A 19,466-nucleotide genomic window follows, 5' to 3' on the forward strand; every position below is an offset into this window, starting at 1 on the left:
CCGGTCGAGCCGTCCCCCGATCGGCTCGTCGCGGCACGAACGGCACGAACGGTGAAGGCGGAACGTCACGACACGGTACGTTCCGTTTCTGCCAGGTCATTGTTCGACTTCTGACGACGAACTGTCAACAAGCGGTGGTCGGTATCCCCCTATGCTCACCGAATGATCACACCGCAGAGTTCCTTGCGCCGCAGCGAGCGGTCACGACGGGCCACGCTGGACGCCGCCCTGGAACTGTGCACGGAAAAGGGGTACGGCCGGGTCACGGTGGAGGCCATCGCGGCCCGCGCCGGGGTGAGCAAGAAGACGATCTACCGCTGGTGGACGTCAAAGGGCGCGGTGCTGCTGGAGGCCTTCACCGACACGTTCGTCGGTGCGACGCCGTTCGTCGACACGGGGGACATCGCACGCGACCTGCGGACGCACATCAACAGCGCGGTGCGGCTGACGTCCACGACCCCGTACGGCCCGGCCTACGCCGGAATCCTCTCCGAGATGCAGTACGACGACGCCCTGGCCGAGGCCGTGCAGGAACAACTCGTCGGCCCGCGCTTCGCCGCGGCCGAGGCCCGGTTGCGGAAGGCGCGGGAGCAGGGCCAGATACCGGCGGACGCGGACCTGCCGCTGGCCGTGGAGATGCTCTACGGCCCGGTCTACTACCGGCACGTCCTGCGTAAGCCGCCCCAGGACGAGGCGACGGTGGCCTCCCTGGTGGACCACGTCCTGCGCTCCCTGGGCGCCGAGCCCGGGAGCCCCGGCTGAGGCGAGGCCGTGCCCGGCCCGGGGGCTCAGCCGAACAGCCGCTCCAGCACCACGGCGACCCCGTCGTCGTCGTTCGACAGGGTGATCTCGTCCGCCTCCGCGAGGAGTTCGGGGTGCGCTCCGGCCATCGCCACGCCCCGCCCGCAGAGCCGGAACATCGGCAGATCGTTGGGCATGTCCCCGAAGGCGACCGCCCCGGCGGGGTCGCGGTCCAGCTCGGCGGCGGCCAGGAGGAGGCCGGTGCCCTTGTCCACCCCGTACGGCGCCAGCTCCACCGTGCCGGGTCCCGCCATCGTCACGGAGGCGAGGCTGCCCACGGCGGCGCGGGCCAGGGCGGTCAGCGCGTCGTCCGTCAGCTCCGGGTGGCGCACCAGGACCTTGACGACCGGGGCCGCGAAGAGTTCGCTCCGCCGTGCCACGGGACGGGCGGGCAGCGACGCGTGCGGCATCCGGTAGCCGCGCTCGATCAGGGTGAGGCCGTCCGTACCGTCCTGGTCCACCGCCGCGAAGACCGGTCCGGCCTCGGCCTCTATCTTGCCGAGCGCGGTGGCGGCCAGCTCCCGGTCGAGCGTCACCGAGCGCAGCATCCGGGCCGCGCCGGCGTCGTACACCTGGGTGCCCTGCCCGCAGACGGCGACACCGTCGTAGCCGAGGCCGGTGAGGAGGGCCCGGACGTTCGGCACCGGCCTGCCCGTCACGACGAGATGGCGCGCCCCGGCCGCCGTGGTACGGGCCAGGGCGGCGCGGGTCCTGGGACTCACCGTGTCGTCGGACCGCAGCAGGGTGCCGTCCAGGTCGGTGGCGAGGAGGGCGGGGGCGGGGGACATGGCCATGGAGGCCAGCCTAGGGACGCCCGGAGCCCCGTCACGCGGACGGGGCTCCGGCCGTGCTCACCGCTCAGACGGTGTCGAACTCTCCGGCCTTGACGCCGGTCACGAAGGCGGCGAAGGCGGTGGCGGGGACGGTGAGGACGGGGCCGCCGGGGTTCTTGGAGTCGCGGACGGGGACCGCGCCGGTGGTGGCGGCGCGGCCCGGCGCCCACTCGACGCAGGTGCCGCCGTTGTCGCTGTGGGTGGACTTGACCCAGACGGGGTCGAGGGCGACTTCGACGCAGGAGCCGCCGTTGTTGCTGTAGGAGGACTTGTACCAGCGGAGGGAATCGTTCGTCACGGGGTGCCCTTTCGCGGTGGTCCGGTGGAGGGTGTGGCTCAGACGGTGTCGAACTCTCCGGCCTTCACGCCGGTCACGAAGGACGCGAAGGCGGTGGCGGGGACGGTGAGGACCGGGCCGCCGGGGTTCTTGGAGTCGCGGACGGGGACCGCGCCGGTGGTGGCCGCGTGGCCGGGGGCCCACTCGACGCAGGTGCCGCCGTTGTTGCTGTAAGAGGACTTGACCCAGGCAGGGGTCGCAGAGTCGGTCGTCACGAGGTGCCCTTTCGTAGCTGGTGGAACAGGTCCACGGAGGCCGTCTGCGACAGAGACATGGCCTGGAGCTGATGGTAGTCCCTCATCAGCGGTACGGCTGCGGTCAGTTCGCGGTCCAGATGGCCTCGGGTCTGGGACTCGACATAGGAGACCACGGACCGGTCCGAGAGCGTCAACAGGTTTACGGCTCGGTCGAATGGGCGGCGTTCGCCCAAGCTGTAAGAGGCGAGCTGAAGCATGGTGTTCGGGCGCTCGGCGAAATCGATGAGATGGCGTAGTTGCGCGTCCATGACGGCCGGTCCCCCGATGGGCCTGCGGACACAGCTCTCGTCGAGCACCGCGACCATCAGCGGCGGCAGCACCGGGCGTTCCAGCGCGGCCTGGCGGTCCATGAGGAGCGAGACGCGTTCCTCTGCCTGTTCCGGGGTGATGGACCCCCGTTCGACGGCGCTGTTGGCCAGAGACTGCGCATAGGCGACGGTCTGAAGCGGTCCGGGGATCAGGCCGACCTCGAAGAGCTTGATCTCCACCGCCCGGCCTTCGAGTCTCACGTACTCGGGAAAGCCCTGGAGAAGTACGCCGTGCCGCAGATCCCGCCACGCTCGCTCGAACGAGTCATCGGTTCCCTCCAGTCCTAACGCTGTGTCAGTGGCGAGCGAAAACCTGCGGGTCGGCGGTTTGTGGCCGGTTTCCACGCCCGAGACATGGCGGCCCGAGTACCCGATGCGTACGCCGAACTCATCCTGATTCCAGCCGCGCGCCTCACGTGCGCTGCGCAAACGCGCGCCGAACGCCGCCGCCGGGCCCGCGTCCGGGTTCAACTCCTTGCGGTTTACCAACACTTCCTCCGCATCCAGAACGTTGAAGCACCCCTGACTCTAGGTCAATGCTGAGCCTCTTGGTAGTGGAACGACTACGGAGAGGAACGGTCATGTCCGTCGAGCGTGAACTGTCCGACCGCCCCGCACCCCCGCCCGTCCCCGCCCCCGGCACGCTCGTGGTGGACACCCGACGCGGCGACCTGGTGGGCGAGTTCCGGGGGGTCGCCGGCCCGTACTGGTCGCTGCGCCCGGTGCGGGGCGGGGCCGAGTGGGAGGCCGACCCCGCGCACGTACGGCCCGCCGACGCCCGGGAGCACCTGCATGCGGCGACGGCGATCGCGAACCGGCGGAGCACGGGGGAGCGGCTGTGAGGCGCCGCCGTCCTCCGTACCGCAGGTCCCGTCATGACCCGGAGGGATGAACCGTGAACCAGTGCACCGCCTTCGTCCTGCTGAGCCCGCCGCCCCACCTCGTGGCACTGCTGGAGGACCCGGAACCGGGGTACGTCCTGTGCGAACTGGGTGAGGGCCACGACGCCGATCACGCCACGCTGCTCTGGGACCTGGACGGCGACAGCGGTGGCGTATGGGCCCGCTGGGGCGAACAGCGCGCCCGGCTGGTCCCGTTCGCCTGGTGCGGGGACGTGGACGGCGGGGGCAACGCGTGCGAACTGTTCGCCGAACACTCCGCCGGGCACAGCTGGGACGTCATCGACCCGACGAGTGCCGTCCTGTGGGAACTTGCCGCGAAGGGCCACCCGCATCTGTCCCCCGAGGGGGACGGACCCGAGCTGTGATCCCGCCGGTGCCGTGTCCGGAGAGTTTCACCGGGGTGCCCTTGACCGTGCGTGTCGGGTGAGTGACGCTCAAGCAATCCGCTGCAATCAGATCGGTGCAAGGAGATGTCATGCGCTTGCGTTTCCTTGGGATCATCCCCAACACCGGCAAGGACGACTCACCTACCATCTGGCTGGACGAAGACAGTGGAGACCTGCTGATCCAGTCCTACCGGGCCACCGATGACGAGGTGAAGGCGTGCCAGGAGATCGGTTCAGTTCCCGGCCATGGCACGGACGTCCCGGACCACGAAGCGATCATTCGGTTGCCCAAGGTCATGATCCAATACATCCCTCGACCGGACGGAGGCAGTGGCGATGAAGCCTCCGGCGCGTGAGCCGTTGTCTCGGGCGCGACGAACCGCAATACACCTAGAGGTCCGCGATCAGTACGCGAGCACTGATCCCGATTTCCTCGAATGGCGTGAGGGGCGCCGCACATTCACGCCGGACAACCGTGCGGACTGGTGGGAAGGTTGGCACGACGCGGTACGGGATTCCGTTTCTCGGGGAGTCTCGGTTCGGCGCGCGCGAGTGGTTTCCGAGCCTCTGACAGAGTACCTGCGGTGGGAATATGACTACACGGTGACCAACGTCGTCGCTGGTGAAGATGTCCGTTGGCTTCCGCGGCGCCAAGCCAAGGATCTCGCCGTTCCCGCTGTGGATTTCTGGGTGTTCGACAGTGAGCTGGTGCTGTTCCATCACTTCGGCGGGGACGGCGTTCTGCAGGAACGCGAATATGTCAACGACGCGGCTCTGGCTGCGTGGTGCGTCAAGGCATTCGATGCTGTCTGGGAAAGGGCAACACCTCACGAGGAGTACAAGCCGGTCTAGTGCAATCAGCATCATCTAGCCTCCAAGAGGCCCGGCAAGCCTTGGCCAATCGTCTGCGCGAGTTGGTCAAGGACGCCGGGCTGGACGGCAAGGATCTCGCCGCCCTGTGTGGTTGGCACCCGTCAAAGGTTTCTCGAATCTCAACGGCGAAGACACAACCGAGTGAGAACGATATCCGGATGTGGTGTCGGGCATGCGGTGCCGAGGATCAAACGGGTGACCTGATCGCCTCACTCCGGACCGCGGAGGGTACATGGCTGACATGGCGTCGTTTGGAGCGGGCGGGACTCAAGCGGTCTCAAGAGGAACGGTTGCCGCTGTACCAGCGCACTCGACATTTCCGCTCGTATAGCGTGTGGGCGCTTCCTGGGCTCCTTCAGACTCACCAGTACACCGAGGACGTGCTTCGGACGATTCAGGAACAACGGGTGTCAGTGGACGACGTTGCGGATGCGGTGGCCGCACGTATGGAGCGGCAGCGAGTGCTGCGCGAAGGGCAGCGGGTGTTCGCTTTCCTGGTCGAAGAGCCGGTACTCAGAAACACGCTCAGCACTGCCGAAGCGCAGGAAGAGCAGCTGGAGCATCTGCTCTCTGTGAGTGTTCTGCCTCATGTGAGTCTCGGCGTTGTCCCAGTTGCTCAGCAACGCCGGCAGCTTCCGGTAGAAAATTTCTGGATCTATGACAACGCGCAAGTCAATGTGGAATTGGTGTCGGGCTACCTGACGTTGACTCAGCCGAGCGAGGTCAAGGCGTACGTGGATATGTACAGGACGTTCGCAGGCATGGCCGTCTACGGCGCACGGGCGCGGGCCCTGATCCACAAGGCGCGTGCTTCGCTCGCCTGATTCGCATGCAATCACGTGCAATTGGGCGTGAGTGGCGGACCTGGCGTCCCTAGAGTTGTCGCGATCCAGACGACGCGAAGGGGCCGACATGAGCGAGTCGCGGACCTACCCGGGTGCACCAGTGATCTTGCCGTTACGGCTGGACGACGAGCCGAAACCGGTACCGGGGTGCTCCCTCTGCGACAACATCGCCTCTGACCGGGACCGGGCGCGGGCGAACGGTGACGCCAGTAAGCGCACGGATTGCAACGTGCGCTTGAACCGGCATCATTCGGCGGATCACTGACGAGCGCCTCCGTTCGGGCGAAGGCTCGGGTGGCATACCCGTCCACGGCCGCATGACACGCCACGAGGTGTGGGCCGGTCAGGTCTCCTGATCAACGCCCCGCGGGGAATGCCGCGTGCCGGCCGAAGCCGACCATGACGGACGCCACGAGTGCGAGAGCGATCATCCCGGCCGGAAGAACCGGTGCGCCCACGCCATTGACGACCACAGCCCCCACAGCACCACCCGCGAAGATCGCCATGTTGAAGGATGTCGTCAGCATCGCGTTCGCCGCGTCGGCGTTCTCGCCCGCGGCCTCCCCCAGGGCTGTCTGCAACTGCGTCGCCGAGCCGCCGAACGCGAGGCCCCACAGGACGATCGCGAGCAGCACGATCACAGTGGAGTGCTGCCCGGCGGCAAGAACCGCCCCGGCGACGATGAACAGGATCACACTCGCCAGGGTGAGCCTGCGAAGTGCGCGGTCGATGAACACGCCGGTGATCCAGATGCCTCCGAGCGCGGCGACGCCGAAGACGAGAAGTGTGACGTCGGGCCGGAGGGCGAGACGCATCTGCTGCAGATAGGAAGCGATGTAGGTGTAGAGCAGGTTGTGCGCGAGCATCCAGACGAACACGACGGCGAGGATGGTCGCCACGCCGGGGATGCCCAGCACTCGGCCGAGCGGAGCGCGGGTCCGCGCCGACTGCCCCGGGGCGTCGGGCACGAGGAACTTCGCGACGACCATGACGACGACGCTGAGCAGTGACATCGCGGCGAAGGACCAGCGCCACCCGACCGTCGAGCCCAGCCAGGCGCCGAGGGGTGTTCCGACGCCGAGCGCGACCGGGGTTCCGGTCATGGCGATGGCAAGGGCGCGCCCGGCGTGCTCAGGCGCGGTGATACGCCGCGCGTATCCGGCGAGCATGCCCCACAGCAGCCCGGAGAAGGCTCCCCCGACGAACCGGGCGACAAGGGCGACGGTGAACGAGGGCGATACCGCGGTGACGGCGTTCGCGACGAGGAACCCGAGCAGACCCGCGAGGAGGAGCGGCTTCCGCCGTGCCCCGCGCGTCAGCGCGATCGCGGGTATCGCCGAGAGGACCGTGCCGATCGCGTAGGCGCTCACGAGCTGGCCGGCGCCGCCTTCGGAGACGTCGAGCCCGGCGGCGAGCTGGGGGAGCAGCCCCGCCGGCAGCGTCTCGGTCATGATCACGATGAATCCGGTACACGCCATCACCACCAGCGCCGGAACGGGGAACGCCTCGTGCGGTCGTTCGTGAACCGGCGTGGGGCACGTAGTGGTCATCGGTCGGACTCCTCCACCAATTATGGATCGACTGATCCGATATTGACGGGGGTGTTGACGGGTGTCAAACTGGATCGGACAGTCCGTAATAGAGGAGGTTTGCCGTGCCCCCCGTCGGCCGTCCCCGCGTCTTCGACATGGAGGCCGTCCTGGAGGCCGCGATGCTGCTGTTCTGGGAACAGGGCTACGAGGCGACATCGCTGGCCCAGCTTCGCGAGACCACAGGGCTGTCCTCCGCGAGCCTCTACGGCGCCTTCGGCTCGAAGGAGGGGCTGTTCGAGAAGGCCGTCGAGCACTACATCGGCGGACCGGGCAGCGTCACCGACGTCGTGGCCGGCGAGGCGGGCAGTCCCCGCGAGGCCGTCGCCCGGCTCCTCCACGGGTCGATCGACATGCAGACCGACACGTCCCACCCTCGCGGATGCCTCATCGCTCTCTCGGGGACGGTCCGGGCGCCGGGAGCGGGCGAGGCCGGAGCGCGAAAGGTCGTGTCGGCGCGCCGCGCGGCGGACCGGGCACGCATCAGGATGTGCGTCGTACGCGGCATCGACGCGGGGGAACTCGCCGAAGACACCGACGTGGACGGTTTCACGTCGATGATCCACGGCTTCCTGCTCGGTGTCTCGACGCAGGTGTGTGACGGCGCATCGGCGCGGCACCTGCACGCCGCGGCCGACGCCGTGCTCGCGAACTGGGGCACGCGGGGACGCTGACGCCCCCGGCCGGTCAGTGGACGCAGAATTCGTTGCCCTCCGGGTCCAGGAGTACCTGCCACGAGCCTCCCGGTTCCTCGATGGTGTGCAGCACGCTCGCTCCGAGCCCCACCAGCCGGGCCACCTCCTCATCGCGCTGTCCCGGCGCGGTGTGGACATCGATGTGGAGGCGGTTCTTCACCGTCTTCGGCTCCACCACCTGCTGGAAGAGCAGACGGCGGCCCAGGCCCGTCCCGCTCTGGGGGTCGTGCGGTTCGTCCGGGTGCCGGACCGCGGCCAGGCCGCGCCAGGCGTGACGGCCGTGGACCTCGACCGTGGCGGCCTCGGGCAGTTGCCCCGCGCGGAGCAACTCGTCGATGAGGGGGCTGTTGTCCTCGACGAGATAGCCGAGGGCCTCGGCCCAGAAGTCGGCCTGCCGGTGCGGATCGCCCGCGTCGATGACGAGTTTCCAGTGCAGTGTCATGGAAACCGTTTATAGTGGTTACATGACTGGAGGGGCAACAGAAACGCCGGAGCCGGGACCGGGTCTGGTCCTGCGGACGCCACGGGGGCGGACGTTCCGCTTCGACCCCGGCGCGCTCTGCCTGGAGCTGCTGCTCACCAGCGACCCCGGGGGAGTGCCCTGGCGCCTGGAGACGCTGCGCGAACCCGCCGACCTGGTCCGCTGGGCCGAGGAGAGCCGGCTGCCGGAGGGGCTACCGCTCGTCGTCGGTGACGGGGAGCTGGAGCGGGCCCATGTGCTGCGCGGTGCGCTCTGGCGCATGACCAAGGCCCGCGCCCGGGGCGAGGACCTCGCACCGGCCGACACGGACGTGGTGAACGAGACCGCCGCGGCACCCCCGCTGCTGGCCGTGATGACACCTACCGGTCACCGGATCTGGGCGCCGGGCGCGACCGGCACGGCCCTGCTCTCGACGGTCGCCCGCGACGCGGTGGACCTGTTCACCGGCCCGAACGCCCGGCGCGTCCGGGAGTGCGAAGCCCTGGAGTGCGCCCTGCACTTCGTCGACACCTCCCGTCCCGGCAGACGGCGCTGGTGCGCCATGGGCCGCTGCGGGAACCGCCACAAGGTGCGGGCCCACCGGGCCCGTACCTCCGGGAGTTCGTCACCGGCGAGGAGCGGCGTGCCCACGGACGGACCGGGCCGGACCGAAGCCGCGCCGGGCTGAGCCGGGCCGTCCGGGAAAAACTAGACCGTCCCTTCGGGTCAGGGCGCGGGCGTGCGCTCCTGCGTCGCCGGTCCGCCCGCCTCCGGGTCGGTGACGGCCGGCGCGGGGCCCGCCCCCTCCGGGGCTCCGGCCAGGACCGCGAGGCGCAGGGCCTGTGCCCGCGTCCGCCGTGCCGTGCGCAGCGCGTCCCAGGTCAGCAGGATCAGCGCCACCCAGACCAGGGCGAAGCCGGCCCAGCGCTCGGGCGGCATCGCCTCGTGGAAGTACAGGATGCCCAGCGCGAGCTGGAAGACCGGCGCCAGGTACTGGAGCAGGCCCAGCACCGAGAGCGGCACCCGGATCGCCGCCGCGCCGAAGAGGATGAGCGGGATCGCGGTGACGAGCCCGGTGGCGGCGAGCAGCGCCCCGTGTCCCGCGCCCGAGGAGACGAACGTGGAATCGCCGCGCGCCCCCTGCCACAGCAGGAAGCCGAGCGCGGGCAGGAACAGGACGGCGGTCTCGGCGGCCAGCGACTCCAGGCCGCCCATGTCCACCTTCTTCTTCGCCAGGCCGTACGTGGCGAACGAGAACGCCAGCGCCAGCGAGATCCACGGCGGCTGCCCGTAGCCGATGGCCAGCACGAGCACCGCGGCGAAGCCCGTCGCGACCGCCGCCCACTGCGCGGGCCGCAGCCGCTCACCGAGCAGCAGCACACCCATGGCGATGGTGACCAGCGGGTTGATGAAGTATCCGAGCGAGGCCTCGACCACATGTCCGTGGTTGACGGACCAGATGTACAGGCCCCAGTTGACCGAGATGACCGTCGCGGCGACCGCTATCAGCCCCAGTCTCCGGGGCTGCCCGAGCAGCTCGCGTATCCAGGCCCAGCGGCGCAGGGCCAGCAGGGCGATGCCCACCACGCCCAGCGACCAGACCATCCGGTGGGCGAGGATCTCCACCGCGCCCGTCGGCTCCAGCAGGGGCCAGAAGAGGGGGACCACGCCCCATATCCCGTATGCGCCGATTCCGTACAGCAGGCCTGCCCGCTGCTCGTTCTTCCCTGCCACGGGCCCTCCCGGCGTTCCTGGGTCGGCGAACGTCCGACGGCACGACGGTAGCGCCGTGCGGCCCGCCTGTCATAGCCGTCTCCCGCATACGGTCATGACAGACGGGCCGCCGGTGGGCCGCTCAGGGGCCCCGGAATCCGCTCACCGGGGCCGGGGGACCGCTCAGAGGGCGGCCACCGCCGAGGCCACCGTGTCGGCCAGCGGTGTCGTCGGCCGGCCGATGAGCCGGGCCAGGTCGCCGCTCGTGCCCGCGAGCAGCCCGCGCCCGATCGCCTCGTCCACGTCGACCAGGATGGTGGCGAAGGCCTCGGGCACCCCGGCGCCGACCAGGATCTCCCGGTGCGCGGCGGCCGGGACCCGGCTGTAGGTGATCTCCTTGCCGGTGGCGGCGGCGACCTGGGCGGCGTACTCGTCCAGCGACCAGGCGGTGTCGCCGCTCAGCTCGTACGCCGCGCCGAGGTGGCCCTCGCCGGTCAGCACCGCGACGGCGGCGGCCGCGAAGTCCGCACGGCTCGCGGAGGCGATCCGGCCGTCGCCCGCGTTGCCGACGACGGCGCCGTGGGCCAGGACCGGGGCCAGGTTCGCCGTGTAGTTCTCGGTGTACCAGCCGTTGCGCAGGAAGGTGTGGGGCAGCCCCGACGCGAGGATCAGCCGCTCGGTCTCCTTGTGCTCGGCGGCCAGCAGGAAGTCGGCGTCCGGTCCGCCGAGTATCCCGGTGTACGCGAGCTGCGCGACCCCGGCCGCCTTCGCCGCGTCGATCACGGCGGTGTGCTGGGCCACGCGCCGGCCGACCTCGCTGCCCGAGATCAGCAGGACACGGTCACCGGCGCGGAAGGCGTCGGCGAGGGTCTCGGGCCGGTCGTAGTCGGCGACCCGGATCTCGACGCCCCGGGCGGCCGCCTCGGCGGCCTTCTCCTTGTCACGGACGACGGCGGTGATCCGCTCCGCCGGGACCGTGGCGAGCAGCTGCTCGACGACGAGGCGGCCGAGTGCGCCGGTGGCTCCGGTGACGACGATGCTCATGGGGGTTCTCTCCTGGGGTGCGCTGATCCTGCGGGACGGGACTCACTCACCCTACGGGGGGTACTAACCTTGGGAAAGTACCCACTTTCAAGTAAGGTACTGGCATGACGGTAAGCATCCTGGACGAGGTGGGCGGACGGCGCCCCGACGTCAACCAGCAGAACTGCCCCTCGCGGCTGGTCCTCGAACACGTCACCAGCCGGTGGGGCGTGCTCGTGCTGGGCGCCCTGCTGGCGCGCTCGTACCGCTTCAGCGAGCTGCGGCGGACGGTCGGCGGCGTCAGCGAGAAGATGCTCGCGCAGACCCTCCAGACGCTGGAGCGCGACGGCTTCGTCCACCGCGACGCCAAGCCGGTCATCCCGCCCCGCGTGGACTACTCACTGACCCCGCTCGGCCGGGAGGCGGCCGAGCGGGTCTGGGAGCTGGCCCGCTGGTCCGAACAGCGGCTGGACACGGTGGAGTCGGCCCGCGAGGCGTACGACACCCGGCGCCGTCAGTCCGGCTGAGGCGCCCGGCCCTCCTTCATGACGTGCAGGGCCCGCGACACGTCGAAGGGCAGGATCGTCACCGCGACGTGCGGCACGGTGCTCAGCGTCTTCGCCACCCCCTCGCCCGTACCCCGGTGCAACAGCTTCCCCAGCACATGGCGGTACAGCCGCCGGGGCACCAGGACCGTCAGCGAGGTGTCCCCGTCGGCGGTCGTGCGGGCCGCGAGTTCGGCCATGGCGTGGTGCAGCCGCCGGTCCGGGCAGGCCACGACGTCCAGCGGCACGGAGGTCGCGGAGGTGTCCTCCCACCGGGCAGCCAGCCGCTCCGCGTACGTCTCGTCGATCGCGAAGTGCACCGCCCTGATCCCGTCGGGGTGCAGCTCATGGGCGTACCGCAGGCACTTCAGGGTCGCGAGGTCGAGCCGTTCGACGAGGATGAACACCAGGTGGCGGTGGGTGAGCGGACGGTCGGCCCCGGGCGGCTGGATGCCCTCCAGGGCGGCGGCCTCGCTCCGGTACTCGCGGTTGATGCGGATCAGCGCCCACACACCGATCGGGAAGACCACGACGACGAGCCACGCGCCCTCGGTGAACTTGGTGATCGCGAAGATCACCACCACGGCGGCCGAGCTGGCCGAGGCGAGGGCGTTCACCGTGATCTTGGTACGGCGGTGGGGCTCGCGGCGCCTGAGGTGGTACGCGGTGAGGCCGGCACCGGCCATGGTGAAGGCCGTGAACACCCCGATCGCGTACAGGGCCACCAGCTTGTCCACGCTGGCCCCCGTCACCAGCAGCAGGGCCAGCGAGATGACGGCGAGGCAGATGATGCCGTTGGAGAACGCCAGCCGGTGCCCGCGCCGGGTCAGCACCCGGGGCAGGAACCGGTCCTGGGCGACGAAGCTCGCCAGGAACGGGAAGCCGGTGAACGGGGTGTTGGCCCCGGTGTACAGCACCAGGGCCGTCGCCAGCTGGACGAACACCAGCCCCACCGTGCCCACCGGCCCGCCCCCGAACGCGAGATGGGCCTCCTGCGCGATGACGGTCGGCGTGCCGTCCTTGTACGGGACGGCGTGCGTGAAGTGCGCCAGCGTGGAGACGCCGAGAACGAGGAACCCCAGCACACAGCTCATGGTGATCATCGTGCGGCGGGCGTTGCGGCCCTGCGGCTCGCGGAACGCGGAGATGCCGTTCGAGATGGCCTCCAGCCCGGTCAGCGAGGAGCCGCCGTTGGCGAACGCGCGCAGCACGATGAAGAGCGAGGCCCCGTACAGCCAGCCTCTCCCCTCGGTGCCGATGTGCACCACCCCCGGGGCGTGCAGATCGGCGTGCGGGAGGTCCCCGGCGAGACCGCGTACGGCCGCGACGACGATGACCAGCCCGATCGCCGCCATGAAGAGGTAGGCGGGGAGGGCGAACAGCCGCCCGGCCTCGCGCACGCCCCGGAGGTTCCCGTACGCCAGCACCGCGATGGCCAGGACGGAGACGGGGAGCTGGAAGCGGTCCATGCCGCTCCAGCCGATCCCGGTCAGATGCGCGAGCGAGATCAGCGCGTTGGTGCCCGCCGACACCTGCACGGCGACGGTGACCACGTAGTCGACGAGCAGAGCGACGGCGGCGACCTGCGCGATGTCCGGCCCGAAGTTCTCCCGCGCCACGACGTACGAGCCGCCCGCCCGCGTGTAGATCATGACGACGTCGCTGTAGCAGAGCGTCAGCAGCAGCAGGACGAGCAGGATCGCCCCGGTCACCGGCATGAGCAGGGTGAAGGCCGCCACCCCGGCGGCCGGCACCAGGACCCGGAGCATCTGTTCCGAGCCGTACGCCGAGGAGCTGATGCAGTCCGAGGCCAGGACGCCGAGGGCCGTACGGTTGCTCAGCTTCTCCTTGCCGAGGCGGCGACTGGTGAGCGCTTTGCCGAGCAGGTGGTTCTTGACCCGGTACCCCGGGCCGCTGTCCAGGGCCATGGCGTCATGATGGGCCGCCCGGCACGGGGCCGGGGCGGCCAAACGCCGGGCGGGCGGAAAGTCTGCCCGTCCGGCGCTGGTGGTGCGGCGCCCGTCCGGCCGGGGCGCCGGGCGCCGGGTGGGGCGGGGTCAGCCGACGACGGTCCAGGTGTCGTTGCCCGCCAGCAGTCCCGCCAGGTCGCCCTTGCCCCGCTGCTCCACGGCGGCGTCGAGCTGGTCGGACATGAGGCGGTCGTAGACCGGGCGCTCCACGCTGCGCAGCACCCCGATCGGGGTGTGGTGCAGCGTGTCGGCGTCGGCGAGCCGGGAGAGGGCGAACGCCGTGGTGGGGCTCGGGTTGTGGGCGTCGTGGACGAGGATCCGGGACCGGTTCTCCTCGGTCACCGCGACCACCTCCAGATCACCGGTGAGCGGATCGCGCACCACGCCCTTGGAGTCGTCGGTACCGAAGAGGATGGGACGGCCGTGTTCCAGGCGGATGACCGCCTCCTGCGCCTTCTCCTTGTCCTTCAGCACCTCGAAGGCACCGTCGTTGAAGATGTTGCAGTTCTGGTAGATCTCCACCAGCGCGGTCCCCGGGTGGTCCGCCGCCGCCCGCAGCACGCTCGTGAGGTGCTTGCGGTCGGAGTCGACGGTCCGCGCCACGAAGGACGCCTCGGCGCCCAGGGCCAGGGAGACCGGGTTGAACGGCGCGTCCAGCGAGCCCATCGGCGTCGACTTGGTGATCTTGCCCAGCTCGGAGGTGGGGCTGTACTGACCCTTCGTCAGGCCGTAGATCCTGTTGTTGAACAGCAGGATCTTCAGGTTGACGTTGCGGCGCAGCGCGTGGATCAGGTGGTTGCCGCCGATGGACAGCGCGTCGCCGTCACCCGTGACCACCCACACCGACAGGTCCCGCCGCGAGGTCGCGAGCCCGGTGGCGATGGACGGGGCGCGGCCGTGGATGGAGTGCATCCCGTAGGTGTTCATGTAGTACGGAAAGCGGGACGAGCAGCCGATGCCCGAGACGAACGCGATGTTCTCCTTGGCCAGGCCCAGTTCGGGCATGAAGCCCTGCACCGCGGCCAGGACCGCGTAGTCCCCGCACCCGGGGCACCAGCGCACCTCCTGGTCGGACTTGAAGTCCTTCATGGACTGCTTGCCCTCGGCCTTCGGGACCAGCTGGAGGAGTTCGTTGGCATCAGACATCGATGGCCTCCTTGAGGGCGGTGGCGAGCTGCTCGGCCTTGAAGGGCATGCCGTTGACCTGGTTGAAGCTCTGCACGTCCACCAGGTACCTGGCCCTCAGCAGGGTGGCGAGCTGGCCGAGATTCATCTCCGGGACGACCACCTTGTCGTACCGGGCGAGCACCTCCCCGAGGTTGGCCGGGAACGGGTTGAGGTGCCGCAGATGGGCCTGGGCGATCGTGTCGCCGGCCGCCCGCAGCCGGCGGACCGCGGCGGTGACCGGGCCGTACGTCGAACCCCAGCCGAGCACCAGCGTCCGGGCGTCCGCCGGGTCGTCCACCTCCAGGTCCGGCACGGTGATGCCGTCGATCTTGGCCTGGCGGGTACGCACCATGAAGTCGTGGTTGGCCGGGTCGTAGGAGATGTTGCCCGTGCCGTCCTGCTTCTCGATGCCCCCGATCCGGTGCTCCAGACCCGGTGTGCCGGGCACCGCCCACGGGCGGGCCAGCGTCTCGGGGTCGCGCTTGTAGGGCCAGAACACCTCGGTGCCGTCGGCCAGTTGGTGGTTGGGGCCGGTCGCGAACCGGGTGCGCAGGTCCGGGAGGCCGTCCACCTCCGGGATGCGCCAGGGCTCCGAGCCGTTCGCCAGGTACCCGTCGGACAGCAGGAAGACCGGGGTGCGGTAGGTCAGGGCGATCCGGGCCGCGTCCAGCGTCGCGTCGAAGCAGTCCGCCGGCGTACGGGGGGCGACGACCGGGACCGGCGCCTCGCCGTTGCGGCCGTACATCGCCTGGAGCAGGTCCGCCTGCTCGGTCTTGGTCGGCAGGCCCGTGGACGGGCCGCCGCGCTGGATGTCGATGATCAGCAGCGGCAGCTCCAGGGAGACCGCCAGGCCGATGGTCTCCGACTTCAGCGCCACCCCGGGTCCCGAGGTGGTCGTCACCGCGAGCGAACCGCCGAAGGCCGCGCCCAGCGCCGCCCCGATCCCCGCGATCTCGTCCTCCGCCTGGAAGGTCCGCACGCCGAAGTTCTTGTGCCGGGACAGCTCGTGCAGGATGTCGGAGGCCGGGGTGATCGGGTACGAACCCAGGTAGAGCGGCAGTTCCGCCTGCCGGGCCGCGGCGATCAGGCCGTAGGACAGGGCCAGGTTCCCGGAGATGTTGCGGTAGGTGCCGGTGGGGAAGGCCTCGGACGCGGGGGCCACCTCGTAGGAGACCGCGAAGTCCTCGGTCGTCTCACCGAAATTCCAGCCCGCCCGGAAGGCCGCCACATTCGCCTCGGCGATCGCCGGCTTCTTGGCGAACTTCGACCGCAGGAACTTCTCCGTACCCTCCGTCGGACGGTGGTACATCCAGGAAAGCAGCCCGAGGGCAAACATATTCTTCGAACGTTCGGCCTCTTTACGGGAAAGTCCGAACTCTTTCAGCGCCTCGATCGTCAAAGTCGTCAACGGCACCGGGTGCACGTTGTACGCGTCGAGGGAGCCGTCCTCCAGCGGAGACGTCTCGTAACCGACCTTCGCCATGGGGCGTTTCGTGAACTCGTCGGTGTTCACGATGATGTCGGCCCCGCGCGGCACATCGGCGATATTGGCCTTCAGCGCCGCGGGATTCATCGCGACCAGCACGTTCGGCGAGTCGCCCGGCGTGAGGATGTCGTGGTCCGCGAAATGCAGCTGGAACGAGGAGACGCCCGGCAGTGTCCCGGCGGGCGCCCGGATCTCGGCCGGGAAGTTCGGCAGCGTCGAGAGGTCGTTCCCGAACGACGCGGTCTCCGACGTGAAGCGGTCGCCGGTCAGCTGCATACCGTCGCCCGAGTCACCCGCGAACCGGATGATCACCCGGTCCAGGCGGCGGATCTCCTTCGCGGTGGCACCCGCGGAACCGAGCTGGGGGACACGTTGTTCCCCGACGAGCGCCTCGTCGGCCTCGTCGGTCTTTCCGGCTGGGCTACTGACCTGGCTGGTCACTGAACTGGACCTCCCTCGGGGCGGCGGCTCGGGACCGTCCGGCCCGCCGGCGGTCCAAGGCTCCACCCTACTTCTGTAAGGGTCGCCTTCCTCGGATCGATCATATGGCCGATGTGCTTTTGAGACAGAGATTCTTTCGGGTTCCGTCGCATGTCACCGGCGCCGCCGCCTTCGGGATAAACATCCGGCCTCTCGGCCTTTCGACCTAGGTCCCGCCCTGGAATCCCGCCTTCCGGTTCTCCCTGAGGGCTGTCCCGTCATCCGTGGTGGATCAGCGTGCGGCGTCAGATGCGGTGCATCGCAAGGCGGAGGGACGTCCGCATACTGGATGTATTCGGGCGTTCCGACAACGCGGCGAGGTGCCGTAGCTGTCGTCGTGCGCCCGCCAGGGATTACGGGACAGCCCTTAGGAGTTCAGATAGGTGAGCACCGCGAGAACGCGCCGGTGATCACCCACGCTCGGTGACAGGCCCAGTTTCAGGAAGATGTTGCTGACGTGCTTCTCCACGGCCCCGTCGCTCACCACCAGCTGTTTGGCGACCGCCGAATTAGTCCGCCCCTCGGCCATCAGACCGAGGACCTCCCGCTCGCGCGGCGTGAGCCCCGCCAGCACGTCCTGCTTGCGACTGCGGCCCAGAAGCTGCGCCACCACCTCGGGGTCCAGGGCCGTCCCGCCCTGGGCGACCCGCACCACGGCGTCCACGAACTCCCGGACCTCGGCCACCCGGTCCTTCAGCAGATAGCCCACCCCCCGGCTGCTGCCGGCCAGCAGCTCGGTGGCGTACCGCTCCTCCACGTACTGGGAGAGCACCAGCACCCCGATCTGCGGATGGTCCTTCCGCAGCCGCACCGCGGCCCGCACCCCCTCGTCGGTGTGGGTCGGCGGCATCCGTACGTCGGCGACCACCACGTCCGGCAGCTCACCCCGCCCCGCGAGGTCGCCCACCGTCTTGATCAGCGCCTCGCCGTCCCCCACCCCCGCCACGACGTCGTGCCCGAGATCGGTCAGCAGCCGGGTGAGTCCCTCCCGAAGCAGTACCGAATCCTCGGCGATGACGACCCGCACCCTGTCCTCCACGACGCTGTTTCCCCCACTGTTGAGATCGATCGGCTGCCCCGGTGTGTCGGCCGGCCGGCCCGCACACGGCGGCGCCTCGGACGCCGCCGGGGCCCGCCCCGGGGACGTCCAGCATCCCAGGATCCGCGCCCGAACGGTACGTACCGGGAATCCTTCCGCCCGGCGGCAGCGCGCGGTGCCCCGGCCCGCCGGGACGGCGGTCGGGGCACCACGGGTCGCGGCCGGGCGGCCAGGTCAGCCGCGCCAGGGCAGTTCGGCGGTGACCGTCGTCGGGCCGCCGGCCGGGGACTCGACCACGAGCACACCGTCCACCGCGTCCAGCCGCTCGGCGAGCCCGGCCAGACCGCTGCCCGAGGAGGCGTCGGCCCCGCCCCGGCCGTTGTCGGTGACCTGGAGCATCAGCCGGTCCGCCGCACGCCACACGTCCACGGTGGCCCGGGTGGCCCGGGAGTGCTTGCTGACGTTCTGGAGCAGCTCCGACACCGTGAAGTACGCGATGCCCTCGATCGCCTGGGCGGGCCTGGAGTCCAGATCCACCTCGACGGTGACGGGGACGGTGCAGCGGGAGGCGATGGCGGAGAGTGCGGCGTCGAGGCCGCGGTCGGTGAGGACGGCGGGGTGGATGCCCCGGGCGAGGTCGCGGAGTTCCTGGAGGGCGACTTTGACCTCGCCGTGGGCTTCGTCGACCATGCGGGCGGCGGCTTCGGGGTCGGCGGTGAGTTTTTCCTTGGCGAGTCCGAGGTCCATGGCGAGGGCGACGAGGCGGGCCTGTGCTCCGTCGTGGAGGTCGCGTTCGATGCGGCGGAGGTCGGCGGCGGCGGTGTCCACCACGACCCCCCGGTCCGACTCCAGCTCGGAGACCCGGGTGGCCAGCCGGGACGGGCCCAGCAGACCGAGCACCAGCAGCCGGTCCACCGAGGCCAGCGCCCGCACGATCCACGGGGTGACCAGCACGAGGGCCAGGCCGACGGCGCTGGTCACCGCCAGCTCGAAGGGGGAGTCGAGGTAGACCTGGTGGCTGTCGTCGCCGTACAGCTGGATGCCGCCGACGCCCACGTACGTCGGGAACACCCAGCGCCACAGCGGGTAGGTGAACGCCGCCCAGCCGGTCGCCCAGAACGTCACCGCGACGGGGAACGCGAACACGGCCCACGGGAAGTGCAGGACCGCGTAGAGCAGATGGCGCCAGGACACGCCGCTCTTCAGCATCGCGCCCACCCAGGACATCAGCCCGTCCGTCCGGCCGCGCGCGGGGGCCGGCTCCGCCACGTCCAGGTGCAGCAGCCCCCGGGCCCGCGCCCGCTCCAGCATGCCGAATCCACGGCACATGGCCAGCCCGGCGGCGAGGATCGGAACGCCGAGGAAGGTGATCAGCATGCCCGCGCCCAGGGACACCATGGTGATCGCGAAACTGAACATCACCACGCTGACCGGCACGCTCAGCAGCAGATAGGCCAGCTCACGCCAGGTGCGGGCCTCGAAGGGCGCGCGCAGCGCCGCCGGAAGGAAGTGCTTCGCCGGACGGGCCGGGGGACGGCCCCCCGAGCCGGCGGAACCGTACTGGTCCCGGGTGTCCGCTCCGTATGCCGTGGCCATGAGTGGCGTCCGTTTCTTCCTGGCGGGAGACTTCCCGCGGCCGATACCCCAAGAGTGCTGTGCGGCGCGTTTGCGCACCATGAGGGCGGTATCCGTATCCGGCCGGGGGTTTTCCCCACCCCGGTGCCACGGAGGGGGCGGTCCGGGGCCGGGCGGGCTTC

At 70.1% G+C, this 19,466-nt stretch carries 22 protein-coding genes; 9 read left to right on the forward strand and 13 right to left on the reverse strand.

Annotated elements, in window-relative coordinates; all coding sequences use genetic code 11:
• Positions 1 to 162 precede the first annotated feature (162 nt).
• On the forward strand, positions 163 to 762 hold the full coding sequence (locus tag B9S64_RS19435; RefSeq protein WP_103490603.1) for a TetR/AcrR family transcriptional regulator: 600 nt from the start codon (positions 163 to 165) through the stop codon (positions 760 to 762).
• Between the two features lie 26 nt (positions 763 to 788).
• On the opposite strand, the gene B9S64_RS19440 is transcribed toward B9S64_RS19435, so the two are convergent.
• The 4 genes from B9S64_RS19440 to B9S64_RS19455 form a co-directional block, all read right to left on the reverse strand.
• The gene (locus B9S64_RS19440) at positions 789 to 1,595 is read right to left on the reverse strand and encodes an HAD family hydrolase (protein WP_103490604.1); all 807 of its coding nucleotides are present in this window, start codon (positions 1,593 to 1,595) and stop codon (positions 789 to 791) included.
• 64 nt (positions 1,596 to 1,659) lie between these two features.
• Entirely contained in the window at positions 1,660 to 1,932 is a 273-nt protein-coding gene (locus B9S64_RS19445; RefSeq protein ID WP_103490605.1) for a DUF397 domain-containing protein, read from the reverse strand.
• A gap of 38 nt (positions 1,933 to 1,970) precedes the next feature.
• Complete coding sequence (locus B9S64_RS19450; protein WP_103490606.1) at positions 1,971 to 2,186, reverse strand: DUF397 domain-containing protein; 216 nt, start codon at positions 2,184 to 2,186, stop codon at positions 1,971 to 1,973.
• On the reverse strand, positions 2,183 to 3,025 hold the full coding sequence (locus tag B9S64_RS19455; RefSeq protein WP_103490624.1) for a helix-turn-helix transcriptional regulator: 843 nt from the start codon (positions 3,023 to 3,025) through the stop codon (positions 2,183 to 2,185). Before B9S64_RS19455 ends, B9S64_RS19450 begins: the two co-directional genes overlap by 4 nt.
• Positions 3,026 to 3,117: 92 nt before the next feature.
• On the opposite strand from B9S64_RS19455, the gene B9S64_RS19460 reads away from it, so the two are divergent.
• The 5 genes from B9S64_RS19460 (at position 3,118) to B9S64_RS19480 (ending at position 5,521) form a co-directional block, all read left to right on the forward strand.
• Positions 3,118 to 3,378 (forward strand): hypothetical protein, encoded by a 261-nt coding sequence (locus B9S64_RS19460; protein ID WP_037747924.1) that lies wholly within the window; start codon positions 3,118 to 3,120, stop codon positions 3,376 to 3,378.
• A 53-nt stretch (positions 3,379 to 3,431) separates the two neighbouring features.
• A complete protein-coding gene (locus B9S64_RS19465) occupies positions 3,432 to 3,803 on the forward strand; it encodes a hypothetical protein (RefSeq protein ID WP_103490607.1) in 372 nt (123 codons plus the stop codon).
• A gap of 110 nt (positions 3,804 to 3,913) precedes the next feature.
• Positions 3,914 to 4,180 carry a hypothetical protein gene (locus B9S64_RS19470; protein ID WP_103490608.1) on the forward strand — a complete coding sequence of 89 codons (267 nt, stop codon included), beginning with the start codon at positions 3,914 to 3,916 and terminating at the stop codon, positions 4,178 to 4,180.
• On the forward strand, positions 4,161 to 4,676 hold the full coding sequence (locus tag B9S64_RS35555; protein WP_103490609.1) for a DUF6879 family protein: 516 nt from the start codon (positions 4,161 to 4,163) through the stop codon (positions 4,674 to 4,676). Before B9S64_RS19470 ends, B9S64_RS35555 begins: the two co-directional genes overlap by 20 nt.
• 41 nt (positions 4,677 to 4,717) lie before the next feature.
• A complete protein-coding gene (locus B9S64_RS19480; RefSeq protein WP_258037801.1) occupies positions 4,718 to 5,521 on the forward strand; it encodes a helix-turn-helix transcriptional regulator in 804 nt (267 codons plus the stop codon).
• Positions 5,522 to 5,898: 377 nt separating this feature from the next.
• Here B9S64_RS19480 and B9S64_RS19490 read toward each other — a convergent pair whose 3' ends face one another.
• Positions 5,899 to 7,092: an MFS transporter gene (locus B9S64_RS19490; protein WP_103490611.1), complete on the reverse strand. Its 1,194-nt coding sequence runs from the start codon at positions 7,090 to 7,092 to the stop codon at positions 5,899 to 5,901.
• Positions 7,093 to 7,196: 104 nt separating this feature from the next.
• Here B9S64_RS19490 and B9S64_RS19495 point away from each other — a divergent pair, with 104 nt between their 5' ends.
• Positions 7,197 to 7,805, forward strand: coding sequence for a TetR/AcrR family transcriptional regulator (locus B9S64_RS19495; protein ID WP_103490612.1), 609 nt, complete (start codon positions 7,197 to 7,199; stop codon positions 7,803 to 7,805).
• A 13-nt stretch (positions 7,806 to 7,818) separates the two neighbouring features.
• Here B9S64_RS19495 and B9S64_RS19500 read toward each other — a convergent pair whose 3' ends face one another.
• Entirely contained in the window at positions 7,819 to 8,268 is a 450-nt protein-coding gene (locus tag B9S64_RS19500) for a VOC family protein (protein ID WP_103490613.1), read from the reverse strand.
• Positions 8,269 to 8,290: 22 nt separating this feature from the next.
• On the opposite strand from B9S64_RS19500, the gene B9S64_RS19505 reads away from it, so the two are divergent.
• The gene (locus B9S64_RS19505; protein WP_181012236.1) at positions 8,291 to 8,974 is read left to right on the forward strand and encodes an ABATE domain-containing protein; all 684 of its coding nucleotides are present in this window, start codon (positions 8,291 to 8,293) and stop codon (positions 8,972 to 8,974) included.
• A 38-nt stretch (positions 8,975 to 9,012) separates the two neighbouring features.
• Here B9S64_RS19505 and rarD read toward each other — a convergent pair whose 3' ends face one another.
• Complete coding sequence (gene rarD / locus B9S64_RS19510; protein WP_103490614.1) at positions 9,013 to 10,020, reverse strand: EamA family transporter RarD; 1,008 nt, start codon at positions 10,018 to 10,020, stop codon at positions 9,013 to 9,015.
• A gap of 162 nt (positions 10,021 to 10,182) precedes the next feature.
• Positions 10,183 to 11,043, reverse strand: coding sequence for an SDR family oxidoreductase (locus tag B9S64_RS19515; RefSeq protein ID WP_103490615.1), 861 nt, complete (start codon positions 11,041 to 11,043; stop codon positions 10,183 to 10,185).
• 104 nt (positions 11,044 to 11,147) lie between these two features.
• On the opposite strand from B9S64_RS19515, the gene B9S64_RS19520 reads away from it, so the two are divergent.
• Positions 11,148 to 11,549, forward strand: coding sequence for a helix-turn-helix domain-containing protein (locus B9S64_RS19520; protein WP_103490616.1), 402 nt, complete (start codon positions 11,148 to 11,150; stop codon positions 11,547 to 11,549).
• Here B9S64_RS19520 and B9S64_RS19525 read toward each other — a convergent pair.
• The 5 genes from B9S64_RS19525 to B9S64_RS19545 form a co-directional block, all read right to left on the reverse strand.
• Positions 11,537 to 13,495 (reverse strand): APC family permease, encoded by a 1,959-nt coding sequence (locus B9S64_RS19525; protein ID WP_103490617.1) that lies wholly within the window; start codon positions 13,493 to 13,495, stop codon positions 11,537 to 11,539. The two genes, B9S64_RS19520 and B9S64_RS19525, sit on opposite strands and share 13 nt — an antisense overlap.
• 129 nt (positions 13,496 to 13,624) lie before the next feature.
• Positions 13,625 to 14,683 carry a 2-oxoacid:ferredoxin oxidoreductase subunit beta gene (locus B9S64_RS19530; protein ID WP_028439302.1) on the reverse strand — a complete coding sequence of 353 codons (1,059 nt, stop codon included), beginning with the start codon at positions 14,681 to 14,683 and terminating at the stop codon, positions 13,625 to 13,627.
• Positions 14,676 to 16,631 carry a 2-oxoacid:acceptor oxidoreductase subunit alpha gene (locus B9S64_RS19535; RefSeq protein ID WP_103490618.1) on the reverse strand — a complete coding sequence of 652 codons (1,956 nt, stop codon included), beginning with the start codon at positions 16,629 to 16,631 and terminating at the stop codon, positions 14,676 to 14,678. Before B9S64_RS19535 ends, B9S64_RS19530 begins: the two co-directional genes overlap by 8 nt.
• 406 nt (positions 16,632 to 17,037) lie before the next feature.
• Entirely contained in the window at positions 17,038 to 17,697 is a 660-nt protein-coding gene (locus B9S64_RS19540) for a response regulator transcription factor (RefSeq protein ID WP_103490627.1), read from the reverse strand.
• Between the two features lie 246 nt (positions 17,698 to 17,943).
• Positions 17,944 to 19,305 carry a sensor histidine kinase gene (locus B9S64_RS19545; protein ID WP_103490619.1) on the reverse strand — a complete coding sequence of 454 codons (1,362 nt, stop codon included), beginning with the start codon at positions 19,303 to 19,305 and terminating at the stop codon, positions 17,944 to 17,946.
• Positions 19,306 to 19,466: the final 161 nt, after the last annotated feature.

It is taken from the genome of Streptomyces sp. SM18, from assembly GCF_002910775.2.
Taxonomy (GTDB): domain Bacteria; phylum Actinomycetota; class Actinomycetes; order Streptomycetales; family Streptomycetaceae; genus Streptomyces; species Streptomyces halstedii.

What these genes read in the sequence shown, in the direction of transcription:
- B9S64_RS19435 (WP_103490603.1), top strand. Translation starts at nt 163, where the DNA reads ATGATCACACCGCAGAGTTCCTTGCGCCGCAGCGAGCGGTCACGACGG.
- B9S64_RS19440 (WP_103490604.1), bottom strand. Translation starts at nt 1,595, where the DNA reads ATGGCCATGTCCCCCGCCCCCGCCCTCCTCGCCACCGACCTGGACGGC.
- B9S64_RS19460 (WP_037747924.1), top strand. Translation starts at nt 3,118, where the DNA reads ATGTCCGTCGAGCGTGAACTGTCCGACCGCCCCGCACCCCCGCCCGTC.
- B9S64_RS19470 (WP_103490608.1), top strand. Translation starts at nt 3,914, where the DNA reads ATGCGCTTGCGTTTCCTTGGGATCATCCCCAACACCGGCAAGGACGAC.
- B9S64_RS35555 (WP_103490609.1), top strand. Translation starts at nt 4,161, where the DNA reads ATGAAGCCTCCGGCGCGTGAGCCGTTGTCTCGGGCGCGACGAACCGCA.
- B9S64_RS19490 (WP_103490611.1), bottom strand. Translation starts at nt 7,092, where the DNA reads ATGACCACTACGTGCCCCACGCCGGTTCACGAACGACCGCACGAGGCG.
- B9S64_RS19500 (WP_103490613.1), bottom strand. Translation starts at nt 8,268, where the DNA reads ATGACACTGCACTGGAAACTCGTCATCGACGCGGGCGATCCGCACCGG.
- B9S64_RS19505 (WP_181012236.1), top strand. Translation starts at nt 8,291, where the DNA reads ATGACTGGAGGGGCAACAGAAACGCCGGAGCCGGGACCGGGTCTGGTC.
- B9S64_RS19515 (WP_103490615.1), bottom strand. Translation starts at nt 11,043, where the DNA reads ATGAGCATCGTCGTCACCGGAGCCACCGGCGCACTCGGCCGCCTCGTC.
- B9S64_RS19520 (WP_103490616.1), top strand. Translation starts at nt 11,148, where the DNA reads ATGACGGTAAGCATCCTGGACGAGGTGGGCGGACGGCGCCCCGACGTC.
- B9S64_RS19525 (WP_103490617.1), bottom strand. Translation starts at nt 13,495, where the DNA reads ATGGCCCTGGACAGCGGCCCGGGGTACCGGGTCAAGAACCACCTGCTC.
- B9S64_RS19530 (WP_028439302.1), bottom strand. Translation starts at nt 14,683, where the DNA reads ATGTCTGATGCCAACGAACTCCTCCAGCTGGTCCCGAAGGCCGAGGGC.
- B9S64_RS19545 (WP_103490619.1), bottom strand. Translation starts at nt 19,305, where the DNA reads ATGGCCACGGCATACGGAGCGGACACCCGGGACCAGTACGGTTCCGCC.